Annotated in this window: 24 protein-coding genes; 14 read left to right on the top strand and 10 right to left on the bottom strand. The window is 71.2% G+C overall.

The features are described from left to right. Nucleotides 1-4: 4 nt before the first annotated feature. On the bottom strand, nt 5-1120 hold the full coding sequence (locus tag QRD43_RS05150) for an SGNH/GDSL hydrolase family protein (RefSeq protein WP_285981397.1): 1116 nt from the start codon (nt 1118-1120) through the stop codon (nt 5-7). Nucleotides 1121-1393: 273 nt separating this feature from the next. Between QRD43_RS05150 and pxpB the strand changes: the two genes are divergently transcribed. The 7 genes from pxpB (at nt 1394) to QRD43_RS05115 (ending at nt 7241) form a co-directional block, all read left to right on the top strand. Continuing rightward, nucleotides 1394-2071, top strand: coding sequence for a 5-oxoprolinase subunit PxpB (gene pxpB / locus QRD43_RS05145; RefSeq protein WP_285981544.1), 678 nt, complete (start codon nt 1394-1396; stop codon nt 2069-2071). Continuing rightward, complete coding sequence (locus QRD43_RS05140; RefSeq protein WP_285981396.1) at nt 2064-3032, top strand: 5-oxoprolinase subunit C family protein; 969 nt, start codon at nt 2064-2066, stop codon at nt 3030-3032. Before pxpB ends, QRD43_RS05140 begins: the two co-directional genes overlap by 8 nt. A gap of 16 nt (nt 3033-3048) precedes the next feature. Beyond that, nucleotides 3049-3831, top strand: a complete 783-nt coding sequence (gene pxpA / locus QRD43_RS05135; protein WP_285981395.1) for a 5-oxoprolinase subunit PxpA — start codon at nt 3049-3051, stop codon at nt 3829-3831. A gap of 4 nt (nt 3832-3835) precedes the next feature. Further along, the gene (locus QRD43_RS05130) at nt 3836-4546 is read left to right on the top strand and encodes a DUF969 domain-containing protein (RefSeq protein ID WP_285981394.1); all 711 of its coding nucleotides are present in this window, start codon (nt 3836-3838) and stop codon (nt 4544-4546) included. Beyond that, nucleotides 4543-5565, top strand: a complete 1023-nt coding sequence (locus tag QRD43_RS05125; RefSeq protein ID WP_285981393.1) for a 5-oxoproline transporter, DUF979 family subunit — start codon at nt 4543-4545, stop codon at nt 5563-5565. Before QRD43_RS05130 ends, QRD43_RS05125 begins: the two co-directional genes overlap by 4 nt. Before the next feature lie 14 nt (nt 5566-5579). Then, a complete protein-coding gene (gene pcp, locus QRD43_RS05120; RefSeq protein WP_285981392.1) occupies nt 5580-6263 on the top strand; it encodes a pyroglutamyl-peptidase I in 684 nt (227 codons plus the stop codon). Between the two features lie 120 nt (nt 6264-6383). Further along, on the top strand, nt 6384-7241 hold the full coding sequence (locus QRD43_RS05115; RefSeq protein WP_285981391.1) for an alpha/beta fold hydrolase: 858 nt from the start codon (nt 6384-6386) through the stop codon (nt 7239-7241). Between the two features lie 4 nt (nt 7242-7245). On the opposite strand, the gene QRD43_RS05110 is transcribed toward QRD43_RS05115, so the two are convergent. Both QRD43_RS05110 and QRD43_RS05105 read right to left on the bottom strand, forming a co-directional pair. Then, nucleotides 7246-8805: an oleate hydratase gene (locus QRD43_RS05110; protein WP_285981390.1), complete on the bottom strand. Its 1560-nt coding sequence runs from the start codon at nt 8803-8805 to the stop codon at nt 7246-7248. 134 nt (nt 8806-8939) lie between these two features. Continuing rightward, a complete protein-coding gene (locus QRD43_RS05105; RefSeq protein WP_285981389.1) occupies nt 8940-9137 on the bottom strand; it encodes an oxidoreductase-like domain-containing protein in 198 nt (65 codons plus the stop codon). 65 nt (nt 9138-9202) lie between these two features. On the opposite strand from QRD43_RS05105, the gene QRD43_RS05100 reads away from it, so the two are divergent. Next, nucleotides 9203-9463, top strand: coding sequence for a helix-turn-helix domain-containing protein (locus QRD43_RS05100; protein WP_285981388.1), 261 nt, complete (start codon nt 9203-9205; stop codon nt 9461-9463). A 57-nt stretch (nt 9464-9520) separates the two neighbouring features. Here QRD43_RS05100 and QRD43_RS05095 read toward each other — a convergent pair whose 3' ends face one another. Together QRD43_RS05095 and QRD43_RS05090 are read right to left on the bottom strand one after the other, a co-directional pair. Further along, a complete protein-coding gene (locus QRD43_RS05095; RefSeq protein ID WP_285981387.1) occupies nt 9521-10660 on the bottom strand; it encodes a radical SAM protein in 1140 nt (379 codons plus the stop codon). Then, a complete protein-coding gene (locus QRD43_RS05090; RefSeq protein ID WP_285981386.1) occupies nt 10653-11054 on the bottom strand; it encodes a hypothetical protein in 402 nt (133 codons plus the stop codon). The genes QRD43_RS05095 and QRD43_RS05090 overlap by 8 nt, the downstream gene beginning before the upstream one ends. 223 nt (nt 11055-11277) lie before the next feature. Between QRD43_RS05090 and QRD43_RS05085 the strand changes: the two genes are divergently transcribed. Then, complete coding sequence (locus tag QRD43_RS05085) at nt 11278-11943, top strand: TetR/AcrR family transcriptional regulator (RefSeq protein ID WP_285981385.1); 666 nt, start codon at nt 11278-11280, stop codon at nt 11941-11943. A 93-nt stretch (nt 11944-12036) separates the two neighbouring features. Continuing rightward, nucleotides 12037-12447 (top strand): VOC family protein, encoded by a 411-nt coding sequence (locus tag QRD43_RS05080; RefSeq protein WP_285981384.1) that lies wholly within the window; start codon nt 12037-12039, stop codon nt 12445-12447. Here QRD43_RS05080 and gcvA read toward each other — a convergent pair. Continuing rightward, a complete protein-coding gene (gcvA, locus tag QRD43_RS05075) occupies nt 12410-13393 on the bottom strand; it encodes a transcriptional regulator GcvA (RefSeq protein ID WP_285981383.1) in 984 nt (327 codons plus the stop codon). The genes QRD43_RS05080 and gcvA overlap by 38 nt on opposite strands. Before the next feature lie 205 nt (nt 13394-13598). Between gcvA and QRD43_RS05070 the strand changes: the two genes are divergently transcribed. Together QRD43_RS05070 and QRD43_RS05065 are read left to right on the top strand one after the other, a co-directional pair. Beyond that, nucleotides 13599-14372, top strand: coding sequence for an SDR family NAD(P)-dependent oxidoreductase (locus QRD43_RS05070; protein WP_285981382.1), 774 nt, complete (start codon nt 13599-13601; stop codon nt 14370-14372). Between the two features lie 115 nt (nt 14373-14487). Next, nucleotides 14488-15234, top strand: coding sequence for a hypothetical protein (locus QRD43_RS05065; RefSeq protein WP_285981381.1), 747 nt, complete (start codon nt 14488-14490; stop codon nt 15232-15234). A gap of 198 nt (nt 15235-15432) precedes the next feature. Here the strand turns inward: QRD43_RS05065 and QRD43_RS05060 are convergent, their stop codons facing one another. From QRD43_RS05060 to QRD43_RS05045, 4 genes are all read right to left on the bottom strand, one after another. After that, nucleotides 15433-15822 carry a hypothetical protein gene (locus tag QRD43_RS05060; RefSeq protein ID WP_285981380.1) on the bottom strand — a complete coding sequence of 130 codons (390 nt, stop codon included), beginning with the start codon at nt 15820-15822 and terminating at the stop codon, nt 15433-15435. Nucleotides 15823-15979: 157 nt separating this feature from the next. After that, a complete protein-coding gene (locus QRD43_RS05055) occupies nt 15980-17314 on the bottom strand; it encodes a hypothetical protein (RefSeq protein ID WP_285981379.1) in 1335 nt (444 codons plus the stop codon). Next, a complete protein-coding gene (locus QRD43_RS05050; RefSeq protein WP_285981378.1) occupies nt 17311-18363 on the bottom strand; it encodes a fatty acid desaturase family protein in 1053 nt (350 codons plus the stop codon). The genes QRD43_RS05055 and QRD43_RS05050 overlap by 4 nt, the downstream gene beginning before the upstream one ends. Then, complete coding sequence (locus tag QRD43_RS05045) at nt 18360-19313, bottom strand: phosphatidate cytidylyltransferase (protein ID WP_285981377.1); 954 nt, start codon at nt 19311-19313, stop codon at nt 18360-18362. The genes QRD43_RS05050 and QRD43_RS05045 overlap by 4 nt, the downstream gene beginning before the upstream one ends. 151 nt (nt 19314-19464) lie before the next feature. Here QRD43_RS05045 and QRD43_RS05040 point away from each other — a divergent pair, with 151 nt between their 5' ends. Both QRD43_RS05040 and QRD43_RS05035 read left to right on the top strand, forming a co-directional pair. Further along, nucleotides 19465-20082 carry a CDP-alcohol phosphatidyltransferase family protein gene (locus tag QRD43_RS05040; protein WP_285981376.1) on the top strand — a complete coding sequence of 206 codons (618 nt, stop codon included), beginning with the start codon at nt 19465-19467 and terminating at the stop codon, nt 20080-20082. Between the two features lie 157 nt (nt 20083-20239). Beyond that, the gene (locus tag QRD43_RS05035; RefSeq protein WP_285981375.1) at nt 20240-20860 is read left to right on the top strand and encodes a hypothetical protein; all 621 of its coding nucleotides are present in this window, start codon (nt 20240-20242) and stop codon (nt 20858-20860) included. Nucleotides 20861-20894: the final 34 nt, after the last annotated feature.

Below are 20894 nucleotides of genomic sequence, written 5' to 3'. Positions count from 1 at the left end.
CGCCTCAGGGCGCCGCCGGGTTCGAGACCGACAGGGCCCAGCCCATGCGCTCGTGCCCGTACTGGTTCCAGATCGGGCTCTTGCCGCCGCTGAAGCTGGTGTAGCGCGGCGCGCCCGAGCCCGTGCTGCCGCCGAAGAGGCCGGCCGTCACCGTGCCGCCGTTGTAGGTCGGGTGGGTGTCGTCGGACTGGATGTAGTCGTAGCTGCTGCTGGCCGAGACGAAGTGCGTGTTGGCGTCGCGCAGGGTGCTGCGGTAGGTCGACGTGATGCGGGTCACATAGGCCGCCTCGGTGTCGCCGGCCACATAGCGGATCGCGTCGGAGTCGACCTGCCCGTCGCCGTTGCTGTCGTAGTCCGCTGCCATGTACTGCGCGAAGTTGTCGGCGCAGCGGAAGCCCTTCTGGCGGGCGTACTCGCACATCCAGTAGTTCATCTTCGTCAGTGCCGGCAGGAACTTGTCGCGCAGGTTGACGGTGGCACCGGTGCCGGCGTCCTTGCAGCTGCTCTGCACGTTGTCCGCGGCGTAGCCGGGGTAGTGCAGGTTGGAGATGATCTTGAGCTTGGTGCCGGCATAGGCATTGGCGTTGATGTAGTCCATCGCCTTGGCCACATAGGTCTTGCAGCTGGCCAGGGCGTTGTCCAGCACGCTGTAGTCGCAGGTGCCGCTCTGGCCCTTGAAGGCCGTGCGGGCCTGCAGGCCGTCGTTGCCGCACATCTCGAAGGTGACGACGCGCGTGCTGCTCGCCTGCATGTAGCTGGCCTCGCCCACGATCTTGTTGTTGTAGACGTCCGAGGCCACGGCGCCGGACTTGGCGCGGCGCACGCTCTCGATGTCGGCGTTCCACAGCGCGGAAAGGTACTCGGCATCCACCGTGGGCGCGGAGTACTTGGCCGCGTTGAGCGTGGAGCCGTTGTAGCCGGCGTAGATCGAATCACCGTAGGCCACGACGCGGTACTTCGTCGTGGTGCCGGCGCGATCGATGGTCCAGGACACGTTCTGGTTGAGCGTGCTGGCCGTGGCGGGCAGCACGCTGGCGGCCAGGGCCAGGGCCGTGGCGCAGCGGACCAGGGCGCGGCGAGGCGTGCGCTGGCCCAGGAGGATGGACGAGAACTTGTTCATGCTTGTCTCCGTTGGGGGTGAGAGTCGTGGGCAAGTCGTGCACGCGAATCCACAGGCTGTCTTGTTGCAGCTCGTTGCACGATCCGGCAAAAGCCGGCGGGGCTCCACCCCAGCAAACCCTAGGGCGCGGGGGCGGCCTGTGTCAGCGTGGACCACGCCTGTCCCGCAGGTGACAATGCCGCCGCACGACACCGCATCGCGTGCCCGTTCACGCGTCGTCCGTTCCCGGGCAAGATCCCGCCCGTGCCTCCCCATGACCCCGCCCTGCCGCCCATGACATCGCCCTTCCCCGCCCGCTGCCGGCCGCTCGGCGAGCGGGCCGTGCAGCTGGACTTTCCCGGCCAGGCGCCGAGCCTCGCGCTGCAGCAGTCGCTGTGGTGTCTGCGCGACCAACTGTGGGCGGCAGGCGACGCCATCGACTGCGTGCCGGGCATGGGCAACCTCACCTGGGTCTTCGATCCCGATCGCCTCGACGGCACCGAGGCCGCCGAGCGCCTGCTGCAGCACTGGCAGGCCGTCCAGTCACGCCCGGCGCCGGCGCCCGACGAGGGCCGGCTCGTCGAGGTTCCGGTGCACTACGGCGGCGAGGCCGGTCCGGACCTGGCGGCCGTGGCGGCGCACCACGGACTGGCGCCCCGCGAGGTGGTGCGCCGGCACAGCGAGGCGGCGTACCGGGTCTTCTTCCTGGGCTTCTTGCCGGGCTTCGCCTACCTGGACGGCCTGCCGCCCGCGCTGCACACCCCCCGGCGTGCCACGCCGCGCACGGCGGTGCCGGCCGGATCCGTGGGCATCGGGGGCGCGCAGACCGGCATCTATCCCTGCGCCAGCCCGGGCGGCTGGCAGCTGATCGGCCGGACCTCGCTCCCGCTGTTCGATGCCGGCGCCGAAGCACCGACGCTGCTGCAGCCGGGGGATCGCCTCCGATTCGTGGTGGAGCGCTGCGATGACTGAGCGTCCCACGCTGCGCGTCATCAAGCCCGGCCTGCAGAGCAGCGTGCAGGACCTGGGGCGACCGGGGTGGCGGCATCTCGGCATCGGCCAGGCTGGCGCCATGGACGCAGTCGCCCTGCAGCAGGCCAATGCGCTGCTGGGGCAAGACCTGACCCTCCCTGCGCTGGAGATCAGTGGCGGCCCCCTGGAGCTGCGCGTCGAGCGGGACACGCTGCTCGCCCTGTCCGGCGCCGACTTCGAGGTCCTGCTGGACGGCTCGTCGTGCCCGGTGGGCTGGGTCCACCTCGCCCGAGCCGGCCAGCGGCTGCGATTGCACGGGCCGCGCGCGGGGCGATTCGCCTACCTCGCCTTGCCTGGGGGCATGGCCACGGCGGCCCGCCTGGGCGCCTGCAGCACCGACCTTGCCGGCGGCTTCGGCGGCCTGCACGGTCGCGCGCTGCAGGGCGGCGACGGGCTGGAGGCCGCTGCACTGGCGACTGCGCTGCCCGAGGGGCGCCGTCGCGGGCTGCCCCCCTTCGTGTCACCCGCCGTCCTCCACGTGCGCGTGCTGCCCGGTCCCGAGGCCGAAGGCTTCCATGCCGAGGCCATGGCCGCGTTCTGGCAGGCCGACTGGCGCGTGAGCCCGCGCAGCAACCGCATGGGCAGCCGCCTCGACGGGCCCGCGCTGCGCAGCGCCGAGCGCCCCGATGACCTCGGCGAGCTGCTGTCGCATGCGGTCTTGCCGGGCGTGGTGCAGGTGCCGCCCGACGGCCAGCCCATCGTGCTGGCGGCCGATGCCCAGGCGACCGGCGGCTATCCCCGGCTGGCCGTCGTCATCGAGGCCGACCTCCCTCGCCTCGCACAGGCGGGGCCCGGCCAGCGCCTGCGATTCCTGCCCGTCGACGAGGCCGAGGCGCGTGCCGCCCGCCGCCAGTCCCGGGACGCCCTGCACCTGCAATGCCTCGCCCTGCGCGGCCGCTGACGTCGACAATCGCGCCATGCACGCACGCCCCCCACTGCCCTCGCTGGACCTCAACGCGGACCTCGGCGAAGGCTGCCCGGACGAGGCGCTCATCCTGCCCTGGATCAGCTCCGCCAACATCGCCTGCGGCGGGCACACGGGCGATGCGGCCAGCATGCGGGCCTCGATCGCCCAGGCCCGGGCGCAGGGCGTTGCCGTCGGCGCGCATCCCAGCTTCCCGGACCGCGCCGGCTTCGGCCGCCGGGCCCAGGCACTCGATGCCGCCGGGCTGTTGGCGCTGGGCGGCGAGCTGGCCCGGCAACTGCAGGATTTCCAGCGGGCGGCCGCGGCTGAAGGCGCCACGCCGCAGCATGTGAAGCCGCACGGCGCGCTCTACAACCAGGCCGCGCAGGACCCGCGCCTGATCGAGCTGCTGCTGACGCTGCTGCCGCGCGAGGCGCCCGGGCTGGCGCTCGTCGCGCTGGCCGGCAGCCCGCTCGCGGCCACCGCGCGCAGCGCCGGCATGCCCGTGCGCGAGGAAGGCTTCGCAGACCGCCGCTACACCGCCGCCGGCGCCCTGCAGCCCCGCAGCGAAGCCGGCGCCGTGCTGCAGGAGATCGCCGACGGCGTGGCGCAGGGCCTGGCGCTGGCCCGCGGCGAGGCCGTGACGACGGCCGGCGGCACACCGCTGCACCTGCGCATCGACACCCTGTGCGTGCACGGCGACGGCCTGGCCGCGCTGCCGCTGGTGCGCGCTCTGCATGAACACCTGAATGCCGCCGGGATCGCCGTGCGCGCCCCCGCCTCACGCAAGACCTGACCCCATGGAACCCTCCTCCTTCCTGCCGCTGGTCGGCATCCCTCTCGTCGTGGCCGGCTTTGCGCTGCGTTTCAACGCGCTGCTCGTGGTGCTGGTGGCCGGTGCCGTCACCGGCCTGTGTGCCGGTCTGCAGCCGCTGGCCCTGCTGGAGCTCTTTGGCGAGAAGTTCCTGGCGAGCCGCTCGCTGGCGGCCGTGGTCCTGCTCCTGCCGGTCGTGGCGCTGGTGGAGAAGCACGGCCTGCGCGAGCACGCCCAGGCCTGGGTGGGGCGCCTGCGAGGCGCCAGCACCGGCCGCCTGCTCATGCTCTATTACCTGCTGCGCCAGGGCACGGCCGCGCTCGGGCTGACCAGCCTCGGCGGCCCGGCCCAGACGGTGCGCCCGCTGCTGGCGCCCATGGCCGAGGGGCTCGCCGTGCACCGCCACGGGCCCCTGCCACCGGCCCTGCGCGAGCGCATCCTCGCGCAGGCCGCGGCCTGTGACAACGTGGCCCTCTTCTTCGGCGAGGACATCTTCATCGCCTTCGGCGCCGTGCTGCTGATCCACAGCTTCATGCAGCAGAGCGGCATACCGGTGGCCGAGCCGCTCGTCATCGGGCTCTGGGCGATTCCCACCGCGCTGTGCGCCGCCGTCGTGCACCTGGCCCGGCTGTCACGGCTGGATGCGCAGATCGCCGCCGCCATGCCGCTCGAGTCCAGCACCTGGGAGGCCGCATGAGCGCGCCCGCCGCTGCCGACGGCAGCACCGCCGTGCAGGCGCTGATCAGCCCCGGCCTGACGCTGCCGCTGGTGGGCGTCGTGCTGGTGTGGGTCGCCATCGCCTGCTGGCGTGACACCGGCACGCCGCGGCGCTTCTGGCGCGGCCTGTTCTGGGCACTGTTCGCGCTGCCTTTCCTCGCCGGTGACCTGATGACGGCGCAGCTGGGCCAGACGCTGACCTACCGACTCGTCGGCGGGCTGGTGCTGCTGCTCGGGCTCATCGCCGGGCTGGGCCTGAGCCGCGGATCGGGCGCCGCGCCCTCACCCCGGGCCCTCGCCCTGCGCCAGCAGCGCGCGAGCGTGCTCGGTCACCGCCTCTTCCTGCCGGTGCTGGCGATCCCGGCGCTGACCGTGGCCGGCGTGCTCGTCGGGCCCTGGCTGCGGGTGTCGCACTGGAGCCTGCTGGCGCCCCAGGCCCTGACGCTCGGCGCCCTGACGCTGGCCTGCCTCTGCGCAGTGCTGCTGGGCTGGCGCATCACCGGCGAGTCGCCTCGCCACGCGCTGGCCGCCTCGCAGGGCGTGATCGAGTCCATCGGCTGGCCGCTGGTGCTGCCGCTGATGCTGGCCATGCTCGGCGGCGTCTTCCTGGCGAGCCATACCGGGCAGGCGGTGGAGTCGCTGACGCGCCTGCTGCTGCGCCCCGACAACAAGGCCGCGGTAGTCATGACCTACACGCTCGGCATGGCCGCCTTCACCATGGTCATGGGCAATGCCTTCGCCGCCTTCCCGGTCATGGCCGCGGGCGTCGCCCTGCCCTTCCTGATCCAGGGCCATGGCGCCAACCCCGCGCCGGTGCTCTCCATCGGCATGCTGTGCGGCTATTGCGGCACCCTGCTGACGCCCATGGCCGCCAACTTCAACATCGTCCCCGCCGCACTGCTGAACCTGCAGGACCGCCACGGCGTGATCAAGGCGCAGGCCCCGACGGCGCTGCTGCTGCTCGCCCTGCAGACCGTGCTGCTCTACCTGATCGTCTGACCCGGACCGCTGCCATGAATGCCCCTGTGACGCCCCCCAAGACTGCGCACGACTGCGTCCTCGTCACGGGCTTCGAGCCCTTCGACGGCGAGGCCGTGAACCCGTCCGCCCAGCTGGCGCTGCGCCTGCAGGGGGAGCTCGTCCTGCCCGGCGTCCGGGTGGAGGCGGCCGTGCTGCCCTGCGTGTTCGATGCGGCGCTGGACGCGCTGGCCGGCCACATCGACCGCCTGCGGCCGCGCCTCGTGCTGTGCTGCGGCCAGGCGGGCGGTCGCAGCGCCCTGAGCCTGGAGCGCGTGGCCATCAATCTCGATGATGCCCGCATCCCCGACAACGCCGGTGCGCAGCCCATCGACCGCCCGGTGCAGGCGAGTGGCCCGGCGGCCTATTTCACGACGCTGCCGGTCAAGCGCATGGCGCAGGCCCTGCGCAGCGCGGGACTGCCCGCGGAGGTGTCCTACACGGCCGGCACCTTCGTGTGCAACCACGTCTTCTACGGGCTGATGCACCTCGCGCAGCAGCGTCCGTGGCTGCGCCAGGGCGGCTTCCTGCACGTGCCCTACCTGCCGGAGCAGGCAGCGCACCACCCGCACGCGGCCTCGATGGCGCTGGACACGATGACGACGGGCCTGCGCCTGGCGCTCCAGGCCGCGCTGCAGGCCGGCGAGGATCTGCATGTGAGCGAGGGCACGATCTGCTGAGCGCCCTCTGAGCCCGATGGAGGGGGCTTGATCCCGGCTTGGGCTCCCGCCTAAGCTGGCGCCAGCGGCCACGGCATTCCGCCACGTCCGGATCCGGGTCTTGCGTTCAGGGAGTCAGGCATGGTGCATCGCACGCGCAACCATCGGCATCTTTTCGGTGACGGCGACCCCACGCTGGTGTTCGGCCATGGCTTCGGCTCGGACCAGTCCTCTTGGCGAACCGTGGCGGAGGCTTTCGCGGCTCGGCACCAGGTCCTGCTGTTCGACCACGTGGGTTTCGGCGGCTCGGACCGCCTGGCGCACTGCGACCAGCGGCACAGCTCGCTGGAGGGCTATGCCCTCGATCTGCTGGACCTCCTGCACGACCTGCCCCCGCGGCCGATCGTCTACATCGGGCATTCGGTCGGCGGCGTCATTGGGCTGCTGGCCAGCCTGATCGAGCCTGCGCGCTTCGGGCGTCTGGTGCTGCTGAATGTCTCGCCGCATTTCATTGACGAGCCGGGCTACCGTGGCGGCTTCGCGCGGCGGGAGGTGGCCGGGCTGCTGGCCCAGATGGATGCGGACTACGGCGCCTGGGTAGCCTCCCTCGCGCCGGTGGCCATCGGTGCCGACAATGCGCCCCAGCACATCGAGGCCTTCGGGCTCGGGCTGCACGCCCTGGACCCGATGATCGCGGCGCGATTCGCGCGGCTGGCCTTCTACGTCGACTGCCGTTCGCGGCTGACCGAGGTGCGCTGCCCCACGCTGATCCTGCAGAGCACGCAGGACAGCTTCGCGCCCGTCGAGGTGGGTGACTACCTGCACCGGCACATCGCCGGCTCCACCTTGCGGTTGCTCGAGAACTCCGGCCACTGCCCGCACATCACGCATCCGCAGCTCGTCATCCGCGCGCTGGAGGCGCTGCTCTCGCCGCCGGAAGACCGCCCGGCCACGGGCCCGCGGCCGGCCGCCAGGGTGCCGCAGCCGCAGGCGTCCTGAGACGTCAGCGGAACGCCTTCACGAGCGAGTCCATCATGACCTTCAGCGACTGGTCATGCCGCGTGATCGACGGCACCGGGCGCTGCACGCCGAGCAGCTCGTAGACGGCCATCTGCGCCGCCCGCACCGAGTACTCGACGGTGAAGACGACGTCGTCCGCGATCTCCACGAACTGGCTCACGAAGGCCAGGTTGCGCGAGCCCGGCGGCACCGGCAGCGGACGGTCCGCATGGGCGCGCGGCATGAACATGCTCGTGATGTAGGGCATGCGGCAGGGAATGCAGATGGCCTGGTCCAGGACCTCGGGGTCGAGGTTCAGGTGGCCGCGCAGCTCCTGCAGGATCTCCGCGCCGGTGCACTCGCTCATGGGCTTGGCGACGAAGTTGCCGATGCGGTCGGGCTGCAGTGCGTAGCCCCAGAACACCTGCATGTGCGCGGGCTGGCCGCGGAAGTGCGGCTGGTGGTAGAGCACGACGGACATCTGCCAGTTCGAGTCCTTGAACGTCACCAGACCGCCCGTGCCCGCCCGGTTGCCGGTGAAGGCCTCCATGTGGTCGAAGAAGGCCGGCTGCTGGCAGGTAACGGTGAAGGACAGCCAGTAGGACTCCGCGATGCGGCTGTTGAAGGCCGCCGGGTTGCCGAACTGCGGCCGGCCCAGCGCGAGCTTCTCCCACAGCGCCCAGCCGTGGCTGTCCGCCTTGGTCAGGCGCGGTGCGGGCGCGCTCATGCTGCCCACGCTGGAGGCATCCGTCATGGAGGCGTTCTGCACGAACACCAGGTCCTGCGGCGCGAGCGGCACGGTGCGCTCGCCCGCGGCGTCACGCAGCGTGATCGCCCGGGCGACGGTCTCGCCGCCCACCACTTCGAGCGCCACGTCCGTCGCGGTCGTGCCGTAGACGAAGTTCACCCCGCGCTGCAGCAGCCAGGCCTCCAGCGGCCGCACCAGCGAGTCGTACTGGTTGTAGACCGTGCGCTTCACGCCCCCCAGCGTCTCGATGCGCGGGAACTCGTTCATGAAGCGGTGCAGGTAGCGCTTGAACTCCACCGCGCTGTGCCAGGGCTGGAAGGCGAAGGTCGTCTGCCACATCCACCAGAAGTTGGTGTCGAAGAAGGCCGGCGAGAGCCAGTCGCTGATCTTGCTGGTGCCGAGCGAGACCTCGCTGGCCTCGGTCAGACGCAGCAGTTCCAGGCGGTCGGCGTTGCTGAAGCCCATGTGCGAGACGTCGAGCTTGTGACGCCGCCGATCCACCAGACGCGCCTGCGAATGCGCCGGGGTCTGCTCATTGAAACGAACGGTCTCCTCGAAGACCGAGAGCTCCGGATGGTCGAGCGACGGGATGGTCTTCATCAGGTCCCACAGGCACTCGTAGTGGTCCGTGGTGAGCATGCGGCCGCCGCGCAGGCTGTAGCCGAGCTCGGGGCGCCAGGCGGCGTCCAAGCTGCCGCCGCTGAGGGGCAGGGTCTCGTAGATCGTGATGTCCGTGCCGGGCACGCCGGCGTCGCGGATCATGAAGGCGGCGCCGGCCAGCGAGCCGATGCCGCTGCCGAGGAAATGGGCTTTCATTGGAATGTGCTCCCTGGGAAAACTGCTGTGAAAGCCATTCTTCCCAGGGGACAAAACCCCGACTTGATGCATATCAGCCCCGCCGCCCGGCGCGGGCGAGGAGTGAGTGCCCTCCCTAATCCGCAGCCGGCCTGTCAGGACGGCGTTGACGGCGCCTGCCGGGCCTGCCACGCCCGCAGCGCCTGGCGGTAGTCGTCCATGGCGAGGTCGTGCGCGTCGAAGATGCAGGGGTCGCAGCCGTTGCCGCAGCAGTCCTCGAGCGCCGGCGGCTCGGGCGGCTGGGGCATGGGGTCATCGCCGGACGGGGAGATGGGGGCGGTGGACGGGTTCATGCGCGGGATTGTCCCGTCTTCGCGAAGCCCGTGCCGTCCTTGCGGTCGCTGCACAATCGGCCGCCATGGCACAAGGCAAACGCATCTCCGACGACATCTCCCCCCTCGCTCTGCAGTCCATCCAGGCGCTGGGCGCCGCGGCCCGCCAGGCACGGTTGCAAGCCGGAGAGGGCCAGGCCGCCGCCGCCGCGCGCCTGGGCGTGCATGTGCAGACCATCGGCCGCATCGAGGCCGGCGAGCCGGGCGTGGCCATCGGCCATGTGCTGGGGCTGCTCGCGCTGTATGGGATGACGGCGACGGCCGCAGCCGCCGGGCCGGCCACCTGATGCCAGCCGATGCCGTTTGACGCCGACTGAGGCCGACTGAGGCCGACTGGGGCCGCTTCAGGCCTGTGCGCCGGCCGCGACGGGACCGGATCGCCCCATCGCCGGTCGCTGCGGCCACGTCAGCGGCACCGGCTCTGCCTGCGCCCGCGCCGCCACCTCGTCATACCAGTAGGCCGCCGGCTGCGCCCCGGCCGAGAGTTCGGTCCAGGTCCGCTCCAGCGCCTGCACAAGCCGCCGGCTGGCGCTGCTGTGCAGCCAGCGGGCCGCCAGCGCCCGGAGGGGTGCCTCATGCACGGACCCCAGCCACAGCGATGGGGGCAGCTCGTGCGTCAGTGGCAGCACCTGGCCGTCCGCCTGCAGCACCAGCACGGGCGCCAGCGCCCCCAGCCCAGCCACGGGCCAGGCCGGCACGAGGCGCTCGCGATAGGCCAGGATCTGCGCCTGGCTCAACGCATCCACCTGCACGCGCACGCCCCGGCGCGCCTGCAGGGCCTGTGCGAGACGCTGCGCCTCCACGATCGCCGCGAGCAGCTCCATCCCGTCCGGGCGCGCGCCGGGGAGCGCCTGCCGCGCGCGGCCATGCAGTGTCAGCGGGTGCACCTGCACGCTCTGTGCGCCCTGCTCGGCGGCCATCGCCACGACGTCCTCCAGCTCGTCCACGTTGTGCTGCGTGAGCGTGAAGATGAAGCCGAAGGGCGTGCCCGTGCGGCGCGGCTGCTCCAGCAGGCGCAGCGTGCGGGCGAGCGCGCCGGGCTGGCCGCGCAACGCGTCGTGGGAGGCCTCGCGGCCGTCCACGGAGATCGCCAGCCGGTCCAGATGCGGCGCCACGGTCGCCCAGCGGCGCGGGCTCAGAAGCAGCCCGTTGCTCGTGAGACTCGTCAGCAGACCCCGGTGTCGCGCGTGCTGCAGCAGGGCGGGCAGCGCGTCATACAGCAGCGGCTCGCCGCCCGACACCGCCAGCTGCCCGTAGCCCAGCGCCGCCGCGTCGTCCACGGCCGCGCACAGCAGCGCCAGAGGCAGCTGCCCGACTTCATGCGGCCCGGACGTCGTGTAGCAATGCGCGCAGGCCAGGTTGCAGCGGCGCGTGGGGTGCACCTGCAGAATGGGTGCGATGCCCGTGGGCCCGCCGCAACCCGGCTGCAGCACCGGGCTGCGGGTGGCGCCGAGGCCGGCCCAGGCGCCGAAGGTCTCAGCCACGCACGGCCCCGCGCAGCGTGCCCTGCGTGATGCCGCCTTCCAGGATGTTGCCCGGCTGCACCACATGGCCGAAGTCCAGCTGCATGCGGATCAGGTCCGGCCACGGCGTGCCGTCGATCAGGATGCGCGGCGGCTTGACCTCGCCGCCGTGCGTGCGGTGCCACTTGAGCCAGAAGAGCAGGTCGTTGCCGCACATGGGCACGTCGTCGCCGGCATAGCTCAGCGACAGGCGCATGCCCGTGGCATTGGCCCCGCCGTAGACGGTGGCCTCCTCGATGCGGGCGGGCGACTTGTCCATCGCCTGCGAGATCTCGCGCACCGATTCCTCGGTGAGCAGGCGGGCCTTCCAGGCGGCCAGCAGCTTTTCCGAACCGCGTTGCTTGTCGATGCTCATGATGAGACTTCCTTGTGGGGTTGCAGAGGCGTCCGCGCGATGTGCGCGGGGTAGCTCACCCAATCTAGGCGGCAGGCGCGGACCGCCGCGCCCACGAGCTAGGGGGCTCCGACGCAGACGTCCTCAAACTTAAGGGCTCGCGGGCGGATTCCGTCTCCGTGCCGAACAAGGTGTTCGCCCCATGACCAGCGTGGCCGCGTCAAGAACCGCCTAGGATGCCGGCATGTCCCGCCCCGATGCCCTGCTGCCCCGCAAGTCCCCCCGCCAGCGCCGTGCCCGGCTCACCGTGGCCAGCCTCCTGGAGGCGGCGGCGCAGCTGATCGAGACGCAGGGCATGGACGGCTTCAACACCAATGCCGTGGCCGAGCGGGCGGGCGTGAGCATCGGCTCGCTCTACCAGTACTTCCCTTCCAAGGACGCCCTGACCCTGGCCCTGCTGGAACGCGAGGCCGGGCGCTTCGAGGCCGACGCCCTGGCCGCGCTGGAGGCGCCCGACGGCCCGGCCGCCCTGCGCCACCTGATCGGCGCTTCGGTGCGCCAGCAGCTGGAGCGCCCGGAGCTGGCGCGGCTGCTGGACGAGCAGGAGGGCCGCCCCGAGCTGCGTGCCCATCTGGACAAGGGGCGCTTCGGCCAGTTGATCGACACCCTGCTGCAGCGCCCGGGCCTGCCCCGGCAGATGGACGCCGCGCTCGCCGCGGCCGATGTCGCTGCCCTGATCCGCGGCCTGGTGGATGGCGCGGGCGAGCGGCGGGAAACCGATCTGGCGGATCTGCAGCGCCGCGTGGAGGCGGCGGTCTTCGGCTACCTGGAACGGGCCGCGGCCGCTGCACCGGGCGGGCAAGGCCGCGAATGCGAGTCGGGCATGCGGGCCGGCCCCGGACCGGCCTGATCCCGCCGGCCCGGCGCACGCCGGCGGGATGCGAGTACCGGCCCCGAGGCCCGCTCCCTAGCATGGGCGGACCTTTCAACGCACGGAGATTCCATGCCTCAGTCCCGCCCCCTGGCCCCCGCCACCCAGACCCTCAACCACCTCAGCTTCCCGGCCCCCGACCTGGAGGCCACCACCACCTTCTTCGAGCAGCAGCTGGGCTGCACCGTGCGGCGCATGGGCGGCTTCAACTTCCTCAAGCACCAGGGCTTCGACATCGTCATCGAGGACGGCCGCCTCCACGGCCTCAGCGCCGTCGACTGGCCGCACAACTTCCACATCGGCTTCGAGCTGCCGACCCGCCAGGCCGTGCTCGATCTCTTCGAGCGATTCACGGCCCAGGGCGTTCACTTCACCCAGACCCTGCACCACGCGATGCGCGGCACACGCTTCTTCTGCGAAGCGCCGGGCGGCCTGGTGATCGAGGTCAACACGCGGGAGGACGCGCAGATTCCGCTGGATTGAGGCTCCTTCGCGCCGGGGCCTCAGGGGGCGGCTGCCCCGCCTCCTCCAGCAGCCAGTCGCGAAAGGCGGCGAGGCGAGGCAGGCCGGCGCATTCGCTGCGGTACACCACGTAGTAGGCCAGCGGCGATCGGTACTCGACCTGCGGGAAGAGCCGGACCAGCCGCCCCGCGGCCAGGTCGTCGCGGACCATCACGCTGCGGGCCAGCGCGACGCCCTGCCCCTCGGCCGCGGCCTGCAGCACGGCGGCCGAGTTGTTGATGCGCAGGGGGCAGCGCGCCAGGCGGGTGTGCACGCCGGCGGCCTCCAGCCAGGCCGCCCAGCCGGGGAAGCCGGCGTGGTCGTCCATGGATTCGTCATGGATCAGCGTCTCCTTCAGCAGGTCCTCGGGCTGACGTAGGCGGTCCGGCCCCTGCAGCAGCCGGGGCGCGCAGACGGGGAACAGGTCTTCGCCCATCAGCTGCACCGCGCTCAGGCCGGGCCAGTGGCCCAGGCCGTAGCGCACGCCGATGTCCACCCGCTGCGCGAGGAAGTCCACCGCCTTCAGCCGGGTCTCCAGGCGCACGTCCGTGTCCGGGTGGCGCTGCTGGAAGCGGTCCAGGCGGGGCAGCAGCCACTTGGCCGCGAAGGCCGGGCTGACGGTGAGGGTCAGTACGCCGTGGCCCGCCCCTTCCCGCAGCCGCTCCAGCCCCATGGCCAGGCGGTCCAGGCCGGCACGGATGTCCGGCAGGGCGCGCTCGGCCGCCTCGGTGGGCGTCAGCCGGGCACGGCCGCTGCTGCCGCGCAGGAACAGCGGCGTGCCCAGCCAGTCCTCCAGCGATCGCACCAGCTGCCCCACGGCCGCGGGCGTCACGTGCAACTCCCCCGCCGCCAGCGCAAAGCTCTGGTGGCGGGCCGAGGCCTCGAAGGCGCGCAGCGCATGGAGGTGGACCAAGGTCTTGCCGCTCATGAAGATTTTCTTTCCCGTGCGAACACATTATCTGGTTTGTCAGCCTGGCCGCCTCCCCGAAGAATCCATCACAACGACAACGCATGCAGTGAGCAGCAGCGGTGTCGTGCAGTCAGTCGGCGGGCCTCGGGCCGGATAGCTTTTCTTTCTTGCCCAAGCGAGGCTCGGGCGCGCCGCTTCCATCCACGGACAAACGAGGTTTCAGATGAGTGATGCATTTCAAGGCAAGAAGCTGCTGGTGCTGGGCGGGACGAGCGGCATGGGTCTGGCGACCGCACGCCGGGTGCTGGGCCAGGGCGGCAGCGCGGTGATCGTCGGCCATGACGCCGGCAAGGCGGAGGCGGCGCGGGCCCAGCTGGCCACGCTGGGGCCCGTGCAGGCGCTGACGGTGGACCTGGGCAGCGACCTGGGCGTGGCCGCCCTGCTGGAGGTGCTGCGCAGCCGGCATGCCGACATCGACCTGCTGGTCAATGCCGCCGGCGTCTTCTTCCCCAAACCCTTCCTGGACCATGAGGCCGCCGACTACGAGCGCTACATGGCCCTGAACAAGGCCCTCTTCTTCATCACCCAGGCGGTGGCGCGGCAGTGGGTGGGTCAGGGGCGGCCGGGCGCCATCGTCAACATCGGCTCCATGTGGGCACGCCAGGCCATCGCGGCCACGCCGTCCTCGGCCTATTCCATGGCCAAGGCCGGCCTGCACGCGCTGACCCAGCACCTGGCCATGGAGCTGGCGCCGCACCGCATCCGCGTCAACGCCGTCTCGCCGGCCGTCGTGGAGACGCCCGTCTACGAGCGTTTCATGCCCAAGGACCAGGTCGCCGCCACCCTGCAGGGCTTCAACGCCTTCCATCCCATCGGCCGCGTGGGCCGGCCGCAAGAGGTGGCCGACGTCATCGCCTTCCTGCTGTCCGACCAGGCGGCCTGGGTGACCGGGGCCATCTGGGACGTCGACGGCGGCGTCATGGCCGGTCGCAACTGAGGATCGGCGCCGGCTGCATCCCTAGCAATGGAGATGCGCCCGGGCCGGAAGTCGGTCAGCATCGTCAGCTCGTTCCCCGCCTGCGATGTCAGGCATCACTCCAGGAGGCGAGACGATGGACACCCCGATGATCTCGAGGATCGAGGCCGCCGAGCGCTATCTCAAGCTGGCCCGCGAGCTGGCCATCCTGGCCGTGGGCCTGTACCTCGCGCTGCTGCTGCTCCCGGCCGCGCCGGCCCTGGCCAGAAACCTCAGCGGCCTGCGCGTGACGGAAGTCGAGGCCCTGGGCATCAAGGCCCGGCTCGAGGAGGCGCAGCGCAGCGTGCAGAGTGCGCTCGGGCCGGCCCAGCCCGTGGCGGACGCCAAGGCCGACATTCCCTCCACCACCACCGTGCAGCTCTACCAGGCCCTGGACAAGCTCAATGCCCTGCAGCGCGCCGTCGACCCCATCATCGAGCCCGCCCGCAGCGCGGCGCCGTCGGCCCTGGGCGGCTCGCCGGCGCCCGCGACCGCCGTGCTGGCCACCGGCAATGGCCATGGCAACGGGGCCGTCAGCACCTCGGCCACCGGGCCCGGCGCCGGCGGCACGTACTGGGTCTACCTGGGCGAGCTGCGCGGCAGCAGTCTGCGCTCCGATTCCTTCAACCTCACCGGCGTGCCGGAGATCGGCAGCCAGCTGGTGGCCCGGACCAGCCTCAACAAGCGCCGGACGGCCCCGGTGGAGCGCGAGGGTGTGCGCTACATGGGCGAACCACTGGGCGTAGTGAGCGAGGGCGCGACGCTCGTGGTGGTGGCCCTGGACCGCGGGCAGCTCAAGGACGGGGCCGAGGCGGTGTGGGCCAAGGTGCGGCCGGCGTCGTGAGCTGGGCTGCCCCGTGGGTCCGCCTGTCTGCCCGCGTCCCGCTTGCCCGAGCGCCTGCTGGTCGCCTGCTGGTCGCAAGATGATCGCCAGCTGATCGGCGCCAATCGCCCCCTGAGTGCCCCTGACCGTTACCTGAGCGTGCCCTGAGCATTACCTGAGCGCCACCGAATCGCACATGAGCGCGCCCGAGGCCGCGGCCTACACCTCCGGCGAAAAGAACAGCGTCGTGCCGCACTGCCCGCAAATATGGGCGCGCATGTAGGTCTTGTTCATCAGGTTCCTGATCTGCACCTCGTTCGAGCCGCAGGAGCGGCAGCGCAGGCGACCGCGCTCATCCACCAGCGTCGGGTGCTGCTGCCGGTACCACGCGTGGTTGAAGCGCCGGCGCCGCCGCCCCTGCAGGATGGCGGCCGTGATCACGCTGATGAACAGTCCGGGGACGGCAATCGTCAGCAGCGTGACGCCCCATGGGCTCCAGGTGCGGTCGTGCGTCACATCACCCCAGGCAAGCAGCCCGAACGAGGCCACCGCCACGATCAGGAAGACGCCGGCCACGCGCGATTCCCAGCCAGTGATTTTTGGTTCCATGGCCCATGATGGCCGCGGCCTGATGCGCCTCAGGGCGCACGCCGCCCGGAAATGCCAAATGTTTCTCGATGTAACAGAAATCAGAAGGGCGTTCGACGGCACCTCGGCCCACTGGCGCCGCGATGCGGCCGGGCGACGGCATTGAAGGGCAGGGCTTTCAACCCCGTCGCCGCCCCCAGCAAATCCCCGCCAGCGTCACCCCCATCGACGACAGCAGCAGGTACAGCGCCACGTCCTGCGCGAGCCTTGATGCATCGCCGGCGGCTGAGGTCAGCGCCGCCAGGCCCGCCAGTACGCCGAAGGCCAGCAAGGTGGCCCACCGTGGCATCTGGTTGTAGCGCGCCAGCAGGGCCGGGCGCTGAAGCTGCAACGCTTGCCGGGTGAGGTGGTCGCGGTAGCCCATCATGAACAGGCCGAAGGCGACCCCGAGCGCCGCGCTGGCCCCCAGCTGCAGCCCCCATCCGCCCGCCGACGCGGCCGACGGCATGAGCAGGCTGGCGCCCACGAGCATCAGCGTCACGGGGGCCACCGGCAGCCACGCCAGGCGTGGTGCCCAACGTCGCCACTGCACGCAGGCATTGCTGAGCATCGCCGCGGCATAGACCACGGCGATCAGCAGCCAGGCACGCTCCATCGCGCCGCCCTGCGCCAGCAGGTCGCGCAGCAGAAAGGGGGCGGCGCTCGCCAGGACGCAGTAGTTGGCGTAGACCAGCACGCCGGCCCACCACAGCGTCCACTCCGCCACGTCCCTTGTGCCCGGTGCTCGCGCAGGCTCGATGCGGGCTGCGCGCTGGGCGGTGGCGCCGCGGGGGTCTTCTGAAGTGGCGGCCTGGGTGGCGGTGTCCGTGGCGCCCGCCGAGGCGGGTCCGGGCGCCGCAGCGGCGCCCGCCCCGCGCACCGGGCCCGCGGCCCTCGCTGGTGTCAGCAGGCACCAGCCGCTCAGCCCCACCAAGACCACCATGAGCAGCAGCAGCCCCTGTGCCGCGGCACTGCCCGGCGGCAGGACGCTGAAGGCACCGGGCGCGAGCAGCATGCCCAGGAATCGCAGCAGGGAGATGCTCAGGTCATTGGCCACGCGCCCGTCCAGGCCGGCCTGCAGCACGGAGCGCTCGTCGAAGCGCTGCATCAGCGCGCCCGAGCTGAAGGACAGGGCCCAGACCAGGCCCGCATAGGCCAGGGGGCGCTGCAAGGCATCCGAGCCCGCCAGCATCAGCAGGACGGCGTAGACGGCGCAGCCGGCCCACATCGGCCCGGGGCGCATCGGAGCGCCCCGCTGGCGCGCCGCCCACGCGAGACCCAGCAGCGCTGCGATCGCACCGCCCAACAGCACCGCCGTGGTCCACATCGCCTCCTGCGGATGACGCCAGAAGCGGTGTTGCGGGAAGACGGTGATGCAGGCCGTGTTGGCGAAGGAGAAGGACAGGAAGGCCAGGTTGCGCACCCAGCGCCGGCCCGCGCCCAGCGGGGCGGTGCTCCCTTGCGCCGCGCTCATGCAGACGGCGCCGCGGCCGGCCGCGGGTCGACGTGGAAGTCCAACACACGCAGGTAGCAATGCCAGAACGGTGCCTCGTGATAGGGCAGGCCGTGCGCCGTCACGAACGCCCGAACATAGGGCGCGGCGCGGTGCAGGTGATGGCGGGGCAGGTGCGGGAAGAGGTGGTGCTCCAGCTGCTTCTCCAGCCCGCCGAAGACAAAGTGCGTCCACCAGCCTCCGGCGTAGTTGCGCGTGGTGCGCGACTGCAGGCTGACCACATCCAGGGTCTTTGCTTCCTCGGGCGTGAAGGTCTCGAGGTCGTAATGGTTGCCCGCGAAGGCCGAGTTCAGGTACAGCATGCCGACGTGCGTGTGCAGCAGGAACAGCAGGAGGCCCCCCCAAGGGCCGGCCAGCAGCACGAAGAAGGCGAGCTGCCCGCCCAGGCCCATCAGCACGGCCACCAGTTCCGCGGCAAAGCGCTCGCGGTGGTGGCGGAAGCAGTAGTAGCCGTCGCGCAGCGCCATGAAGATCAGCGTGGCCGGCAGGTAGACGCCGTTGTAGCGGGTGAAGAGAAAGAGCCCCAGCCAGGCGGTGAGGCGCGAGTGGTAGCGGCGCGTCGGGTCCCAGCGCTCGCGCTGGTCCAGGTCCTCGCCCCGCACATTGGTGCGGGCATGGTGGCGGTTGTGCCCGTAGCGCCAGCCGCTGGGGAACTCCCCCAGCACGCCGGCTGTGAGCGCGGCGAAGCGACGGTTGGCCTGGATGCCGGCACAGCTGCCGCCATGGGCCGCGTCGTGCATCAGCCAGCCATTGCGGTAGAAGAGGAAGCTGCCCAGCACGAAAAGCGGCGCCGCGGCCCAGAGCGCCCAGGCCTGGGCGACCTCGCGTGCGGCGTAGAACGCCAGGGCGCTGCCGAGCAGGTTGAGGGTGAGCTCCAGGATCGCGCGGCCCGGCTTGCGCTCGAAGCAGCCGGCAGCCTCCAGCTGGGCGCGTAGGACGGCCAGGTCAGGCGACGCGGGGCGGGCAGACGTCGCGCCCGATGAGGACGGCGAGGGCGGGACTGGCGTCATGCGCTCACCTGCATCAGCAGCCAGAACCAGGGGGCGACGAAGATCAGGCTGTCGCAGCGATCCAGCGCCCCGCCCTGCCCCGGCAGCAGCGTGCCGGTGTCCTTCACGCCCGCGTCCCGCTTCCAGCACGAGACCAGCAGGTCGCCTACCAGACCCAGGCCGACCATGGCCAGCGCCAGCAGCACGCCCGCCCAGGCCGGCAGGCCCAGCAGCCATGGCGCCAGTCCAAAACCCAGCAGCGAGCAGATCAACGCGGCGAAGGCCAGCCCCTCCCAGGTCTTGGCGGGGCTGATGCGCGGCGCCAATGCGTGGCGGCCCCAGCACTTGCCGCCGACGTACTGCATGGCATCCGAGAAGATGACCAGCACAAAGAAGAAGCCGCCCTGGCCCGCGCCGCCCAGCGGCCGGGTGGCCGGCGCCTGCAGCACCAGCAGGCAGACGAAGAGGAACAGCGTGACGCAGCCCTGCAGCACCAGCGTCAGCCCGCCCACGCGGGCGAAGAAGCGGTCCGGGCCACCGGCGAGCATCTGCACGGGTCCCAGCAGCAGGCCCGTGTAGGCCAGGCACAGGCCCAGCGCCCAGGGTGCCTGCCCGAGGGCGACCAACGCATGGGCCGTGAGGCTCAGCAGCGCCGCCAGGCCGCCGTGCAGGCGCTGCTCGGCGGGCGTCAGCGGCAGCAGCCGCAGGCCCTCGCGCAGCAGCAGCAGGGACGCGAGGCCGCAGACCAGCCAGCTCAGCCCCGAGCCCAGCAGCACCGTCAGCGCCGCCATCAGGATGACGGGCACCCAGGACTGCACGGCCTGTTGCACGCGGCGCTGCGGGCGCAGGGCCGGATGCAGGTAAGTCACCGCCGTGGCGGTCGAGACGGCGGCCAGGCCGCCGCCCACCAGGATCCAGAGGTCCGGGGGAGCGGGGGCGAACTGCCAGAGCGCAGAGAAATCGGTCTTCAAGTGAATGGGGGGCAAAACTGCAAAGGTGCGATCATGCCCGCCCGCGACGCGCCCCAGCCGCTGTGCAGCCCGCGGCGGACCGCATGTTTGCGGGACGCCGGCGTAAGCGCACGCGGGCTTGCGCTCACACCTCTCCCCTGCCGACGCCGCCATGACCTCGTACGCCGCCCTCCCCAATGCCATCACCCTTGGCTCCGCCGCTTCCGCGAGCGTGGGCCTGCTGCACCTGGGATGGGCGGCGCCCGGCCAGGCCGTGGCCGTGGGGACGCTGTGCCTGGCCATCTGTCTGCTGTGCGATGTGCTGGACGGCAAGCTGGCCCGCGCCCTGGGCGTGAGCTCGCCGCTGGGCGCGCAGCTGGACAGCCTCGCCGACCTCCTCGCCTTCGGCATGCTGCCGGCCTTCGCCATGGCCAAGGTGCTGACGCCGGCCGGCGCGCCCTCGTGGGGCGTCGCGGCCCTGTGCATCAGCTACATCCTCGCCACCGTGTTGCGGCTCGCTCGCTTCAGCGAGCGTGGCCTCGTGCGCACCCGCTTTGGCGAGTGCTTCCAGGGCCTGCCCAGCTCCGTCGCCGCCATCGTGCTGATGGCCGGCGTGGTGCTGCACCCCCAGGGCCAGGCGACCGACCTTGCCCTGGCCCTCCTCGCCCTCGGCCTGGCCGTGGCCATGAACCTGTCCTTCCCCTTCCCCAAGCGGGGCATCGGCTTCTATCCCTTCGTCCTGCTCGTGCCGGTGATGGTGGCCGGGGCGTGGGGGTGGTTGCCGGGATGAACTGACAAACGCAGGATGTTCAAGGCACCGAAAGCGGCCGATCCGTTCATTTGCGGACCATATGCTGCACACTCAGAATTGGCCTCCATCCGTCAGGCTTGGTGAGGGCCGCACGGCAGACCCAATCTGCCCGCCATATTTGCTCCTGACTCGTGCCATGTCTCGACACCGCGCCAATCGCCGACCGCCATCCCAGCCAACGCTTGTCTCTCAGGCAAAGCCCGCAGCCCAGCTTCGCGTCAAGCCGGACGAGATCGAAGACGAAATGCACCGCCTCCTTGGTCGCCTCATCCACGGAATCGCGCGCTTCGATTTCATCGTCGGCCTGCAATTGCGCTGGATCGGGGTCCGACTCGGGGTCGACACGACAAAGTCACTGAACGTCCAGAAGTACAGGCTGGCCGATCGGCTCAAATGCCTGCAACTGCACATCGAACCACTTCTGTCCAAGCAGTCTCCAAATGCGTTGTGCGAGTTTCAAGCGTGGTTTGACCGGGCCGAAAGAGCGCGGGCACTCAGAAACGACTATGCCCATGGCAGGTGGGCTGCGCCAGGAAAGTATGTCGAGTCACCCCAGGGCCCTGAGCACCCGCGCGTTCCACTATTGGCCTTCATCCCGCTCGATTGGGACATGTCTTCCGGCAGGCCCGACACAAGCCGCTACATGAGCCTGGATGAATTGGCGGAGCAGGTGTCTGACGCGGCCGACCTGTTCCGCTCATTCAAAGCGCTGTCCGACAAATATCTGGAACGCATTGATCCCGTTGGGAATGAGTGAGCGCTGCAACGCAATAAAAAGCCCCGCACGCGGC

Origin of the sequence: Roseateles subflavus (genome assembly GCF_030285365.1) — a bacterium.
Classification (GTDB): domain Bacteria; phylum Pseudomonadota; class Gammaproteobacteria; order Burkholderiales; family Burkholderiaceae_C; genus Roseateles_B; species Roseateles_B subflavus.
The sequence above is the reverse complement of the archived record's forward strand: the minus strand, read 5'-3'. Positions and strand labels throughout refer to the sequence as shown.

Bases quoted from the DNA above. Each gene is read 5' to 3' on its own strand.
- QRD43_RS05080 (WP_285981384.1), top strand. From the start codon at position 12,037: ATGCCTCAGTCCCGCCCCCTGGCCCCCGCCACCCAGACCCTCAACCAC.
- QRD43_RS05150 (WP_285981397.1), bottom strand. From the start codon at position 1,120: ATGAACAAGTTCTCGTCCATCCTCCTGGGCCAGCGCACGCCTCGCCGC.
- QRD43_RS05085 (WP_285981385.1), top strand. From the start codon at position 11,278: ATGTCCCGCCCCGATGCCCTGCTGCCCCGCAAGTCCCCCCGCCAGCGC.
- QRD43_RS05115 (WP_285981391.1), top strand. From the start codon at position 6,384: ATGGTGCATCGCACGCGCAACCATCGGCATCTTTTCGGTGACGGCGAC.
- QRD43_RS05125 (WP_285981393.1), top strand. From the start codon at position 4,543: ATGAGCGCGCCCGCCGCTGCCGACGGCAGCACCGCCGTGCAGGCGCTG.
- pcp (WP_285981392.1), top strand. From the start codon at position 5,580: ATGAATGCCCCTGTGACGCCCCCCAAGACTGCGCACGACTGCGTCCTC.
- QRD43_RS05065 (WP_285981381.1), top strand. From the start codon at position 14,488: ATGGACACCCCGATGATCTCGAGGATCGAGGCCGCCGAGCGCTATCTC.
- QRD43_RS05105 (WP_285981389.1), bottom strand. From the start codon at position 9,137: ATGAACCCGTCCACCGCCCCCATCTCCCCGTCCGGCGATGACCCCATG.
- gcvA (WP_285981383.1), bottom strand. From the start codon at position 13,393: ATGAGCGGCAAGACCTTGGTCCACCTCCATGCGCTGCGCGCCTTCGAG.
- QRD43_RS05060 (WP_285981380.1), bottom strand. From the start codon at position 15,822: ATGGAACCAAAAATCACTGGCTGGGAATCGCGCGTGGCCGGCGTCTTC.
- QRD43_RS05070 (WP_285981382.1), top strand. From the start codon at position 13,599: ATGAGTGATGCATTTCAAGGCAAGAAGCTGCTGGTGCTGGGCGGGACG.
- QRD43_RS05140 (WP_285981396.1), top strand. From the start codon at position 2,064: ATGACTGAGCGTCCCACGCTGCGCGTCATCAAGCCCGGCCTGCAGAGC.
- QRD43_RS05130 (WP_285981394.1), top strand. From the start codon at position 3,836: ATGGAACCCTCCTCCTTCCTGCCGCTGGTCGGCATCCCTCTCGTCGTG.
- QRD43_RS05035 (WP_285981375.1), top strand. From the start codon at position 20,240: ATGTCTCGACACCGCGCCAATCGCCGACCGCCATCCCAGCCAACGCTT.
- pxpA (WP_285981395.1), top strand. From the start codon at position 3,049: ATGCACGCACGCCCCCCACTGCCCTCGCTGGACCTCAACGCGGACCTC.
- QRD43_RS05055 (WP_285981379.1), bottom strand. From the start codon at position 17,314: ATGAGCGCGGCGCAAGGGAGCACCGCCCCGCTGGGCGCGGGCCGGCGC.
- QRD43_RS05100 (WP_285981388.1), top strand. From the start codon at position 9,203: ATGGCACAAGGCAAACGCATCTCCGACGACATCTCCCCCCTCGCTCTG.
- pxpB (WP_285981544.1), top strand. From the start codon at position 1,394: ATGACATCGCCCTTCCCCGCCCGCTGCCGGCCGCTCGGCGAGCGGGCC.
- QRD43_RS05040 (WP_285981376.1), top strand. From the start codon at position 19,465: ATGACCTCGTACGCCGCCCTCCCCAATGCCATCACCCTTGGCTCCGCC.
- QRD43_RS05090 (WP_285981386.1), bottom strand. From the start codon at position 11,054: ATGAGCATCGACAAGCAACGCGGTTCGGAAAAGCTGCTGGCCGCCTGG.
- QRD43_RS05050 (WP_285981378.1), bottom strand. From the start codon at position 18,363: ATGACGCCAGTCCCGCCCTCGCCGTCCTCATCGGGCGCGACGTCTGCC.
- QRD43_RS05110 (WP_285981390.1), bottom strand. From the start codon at position 8,805: ATGAAAGCCCATTTCCTCGGCAGCGGCATCGGCTCGCTGGCCGGCGCC.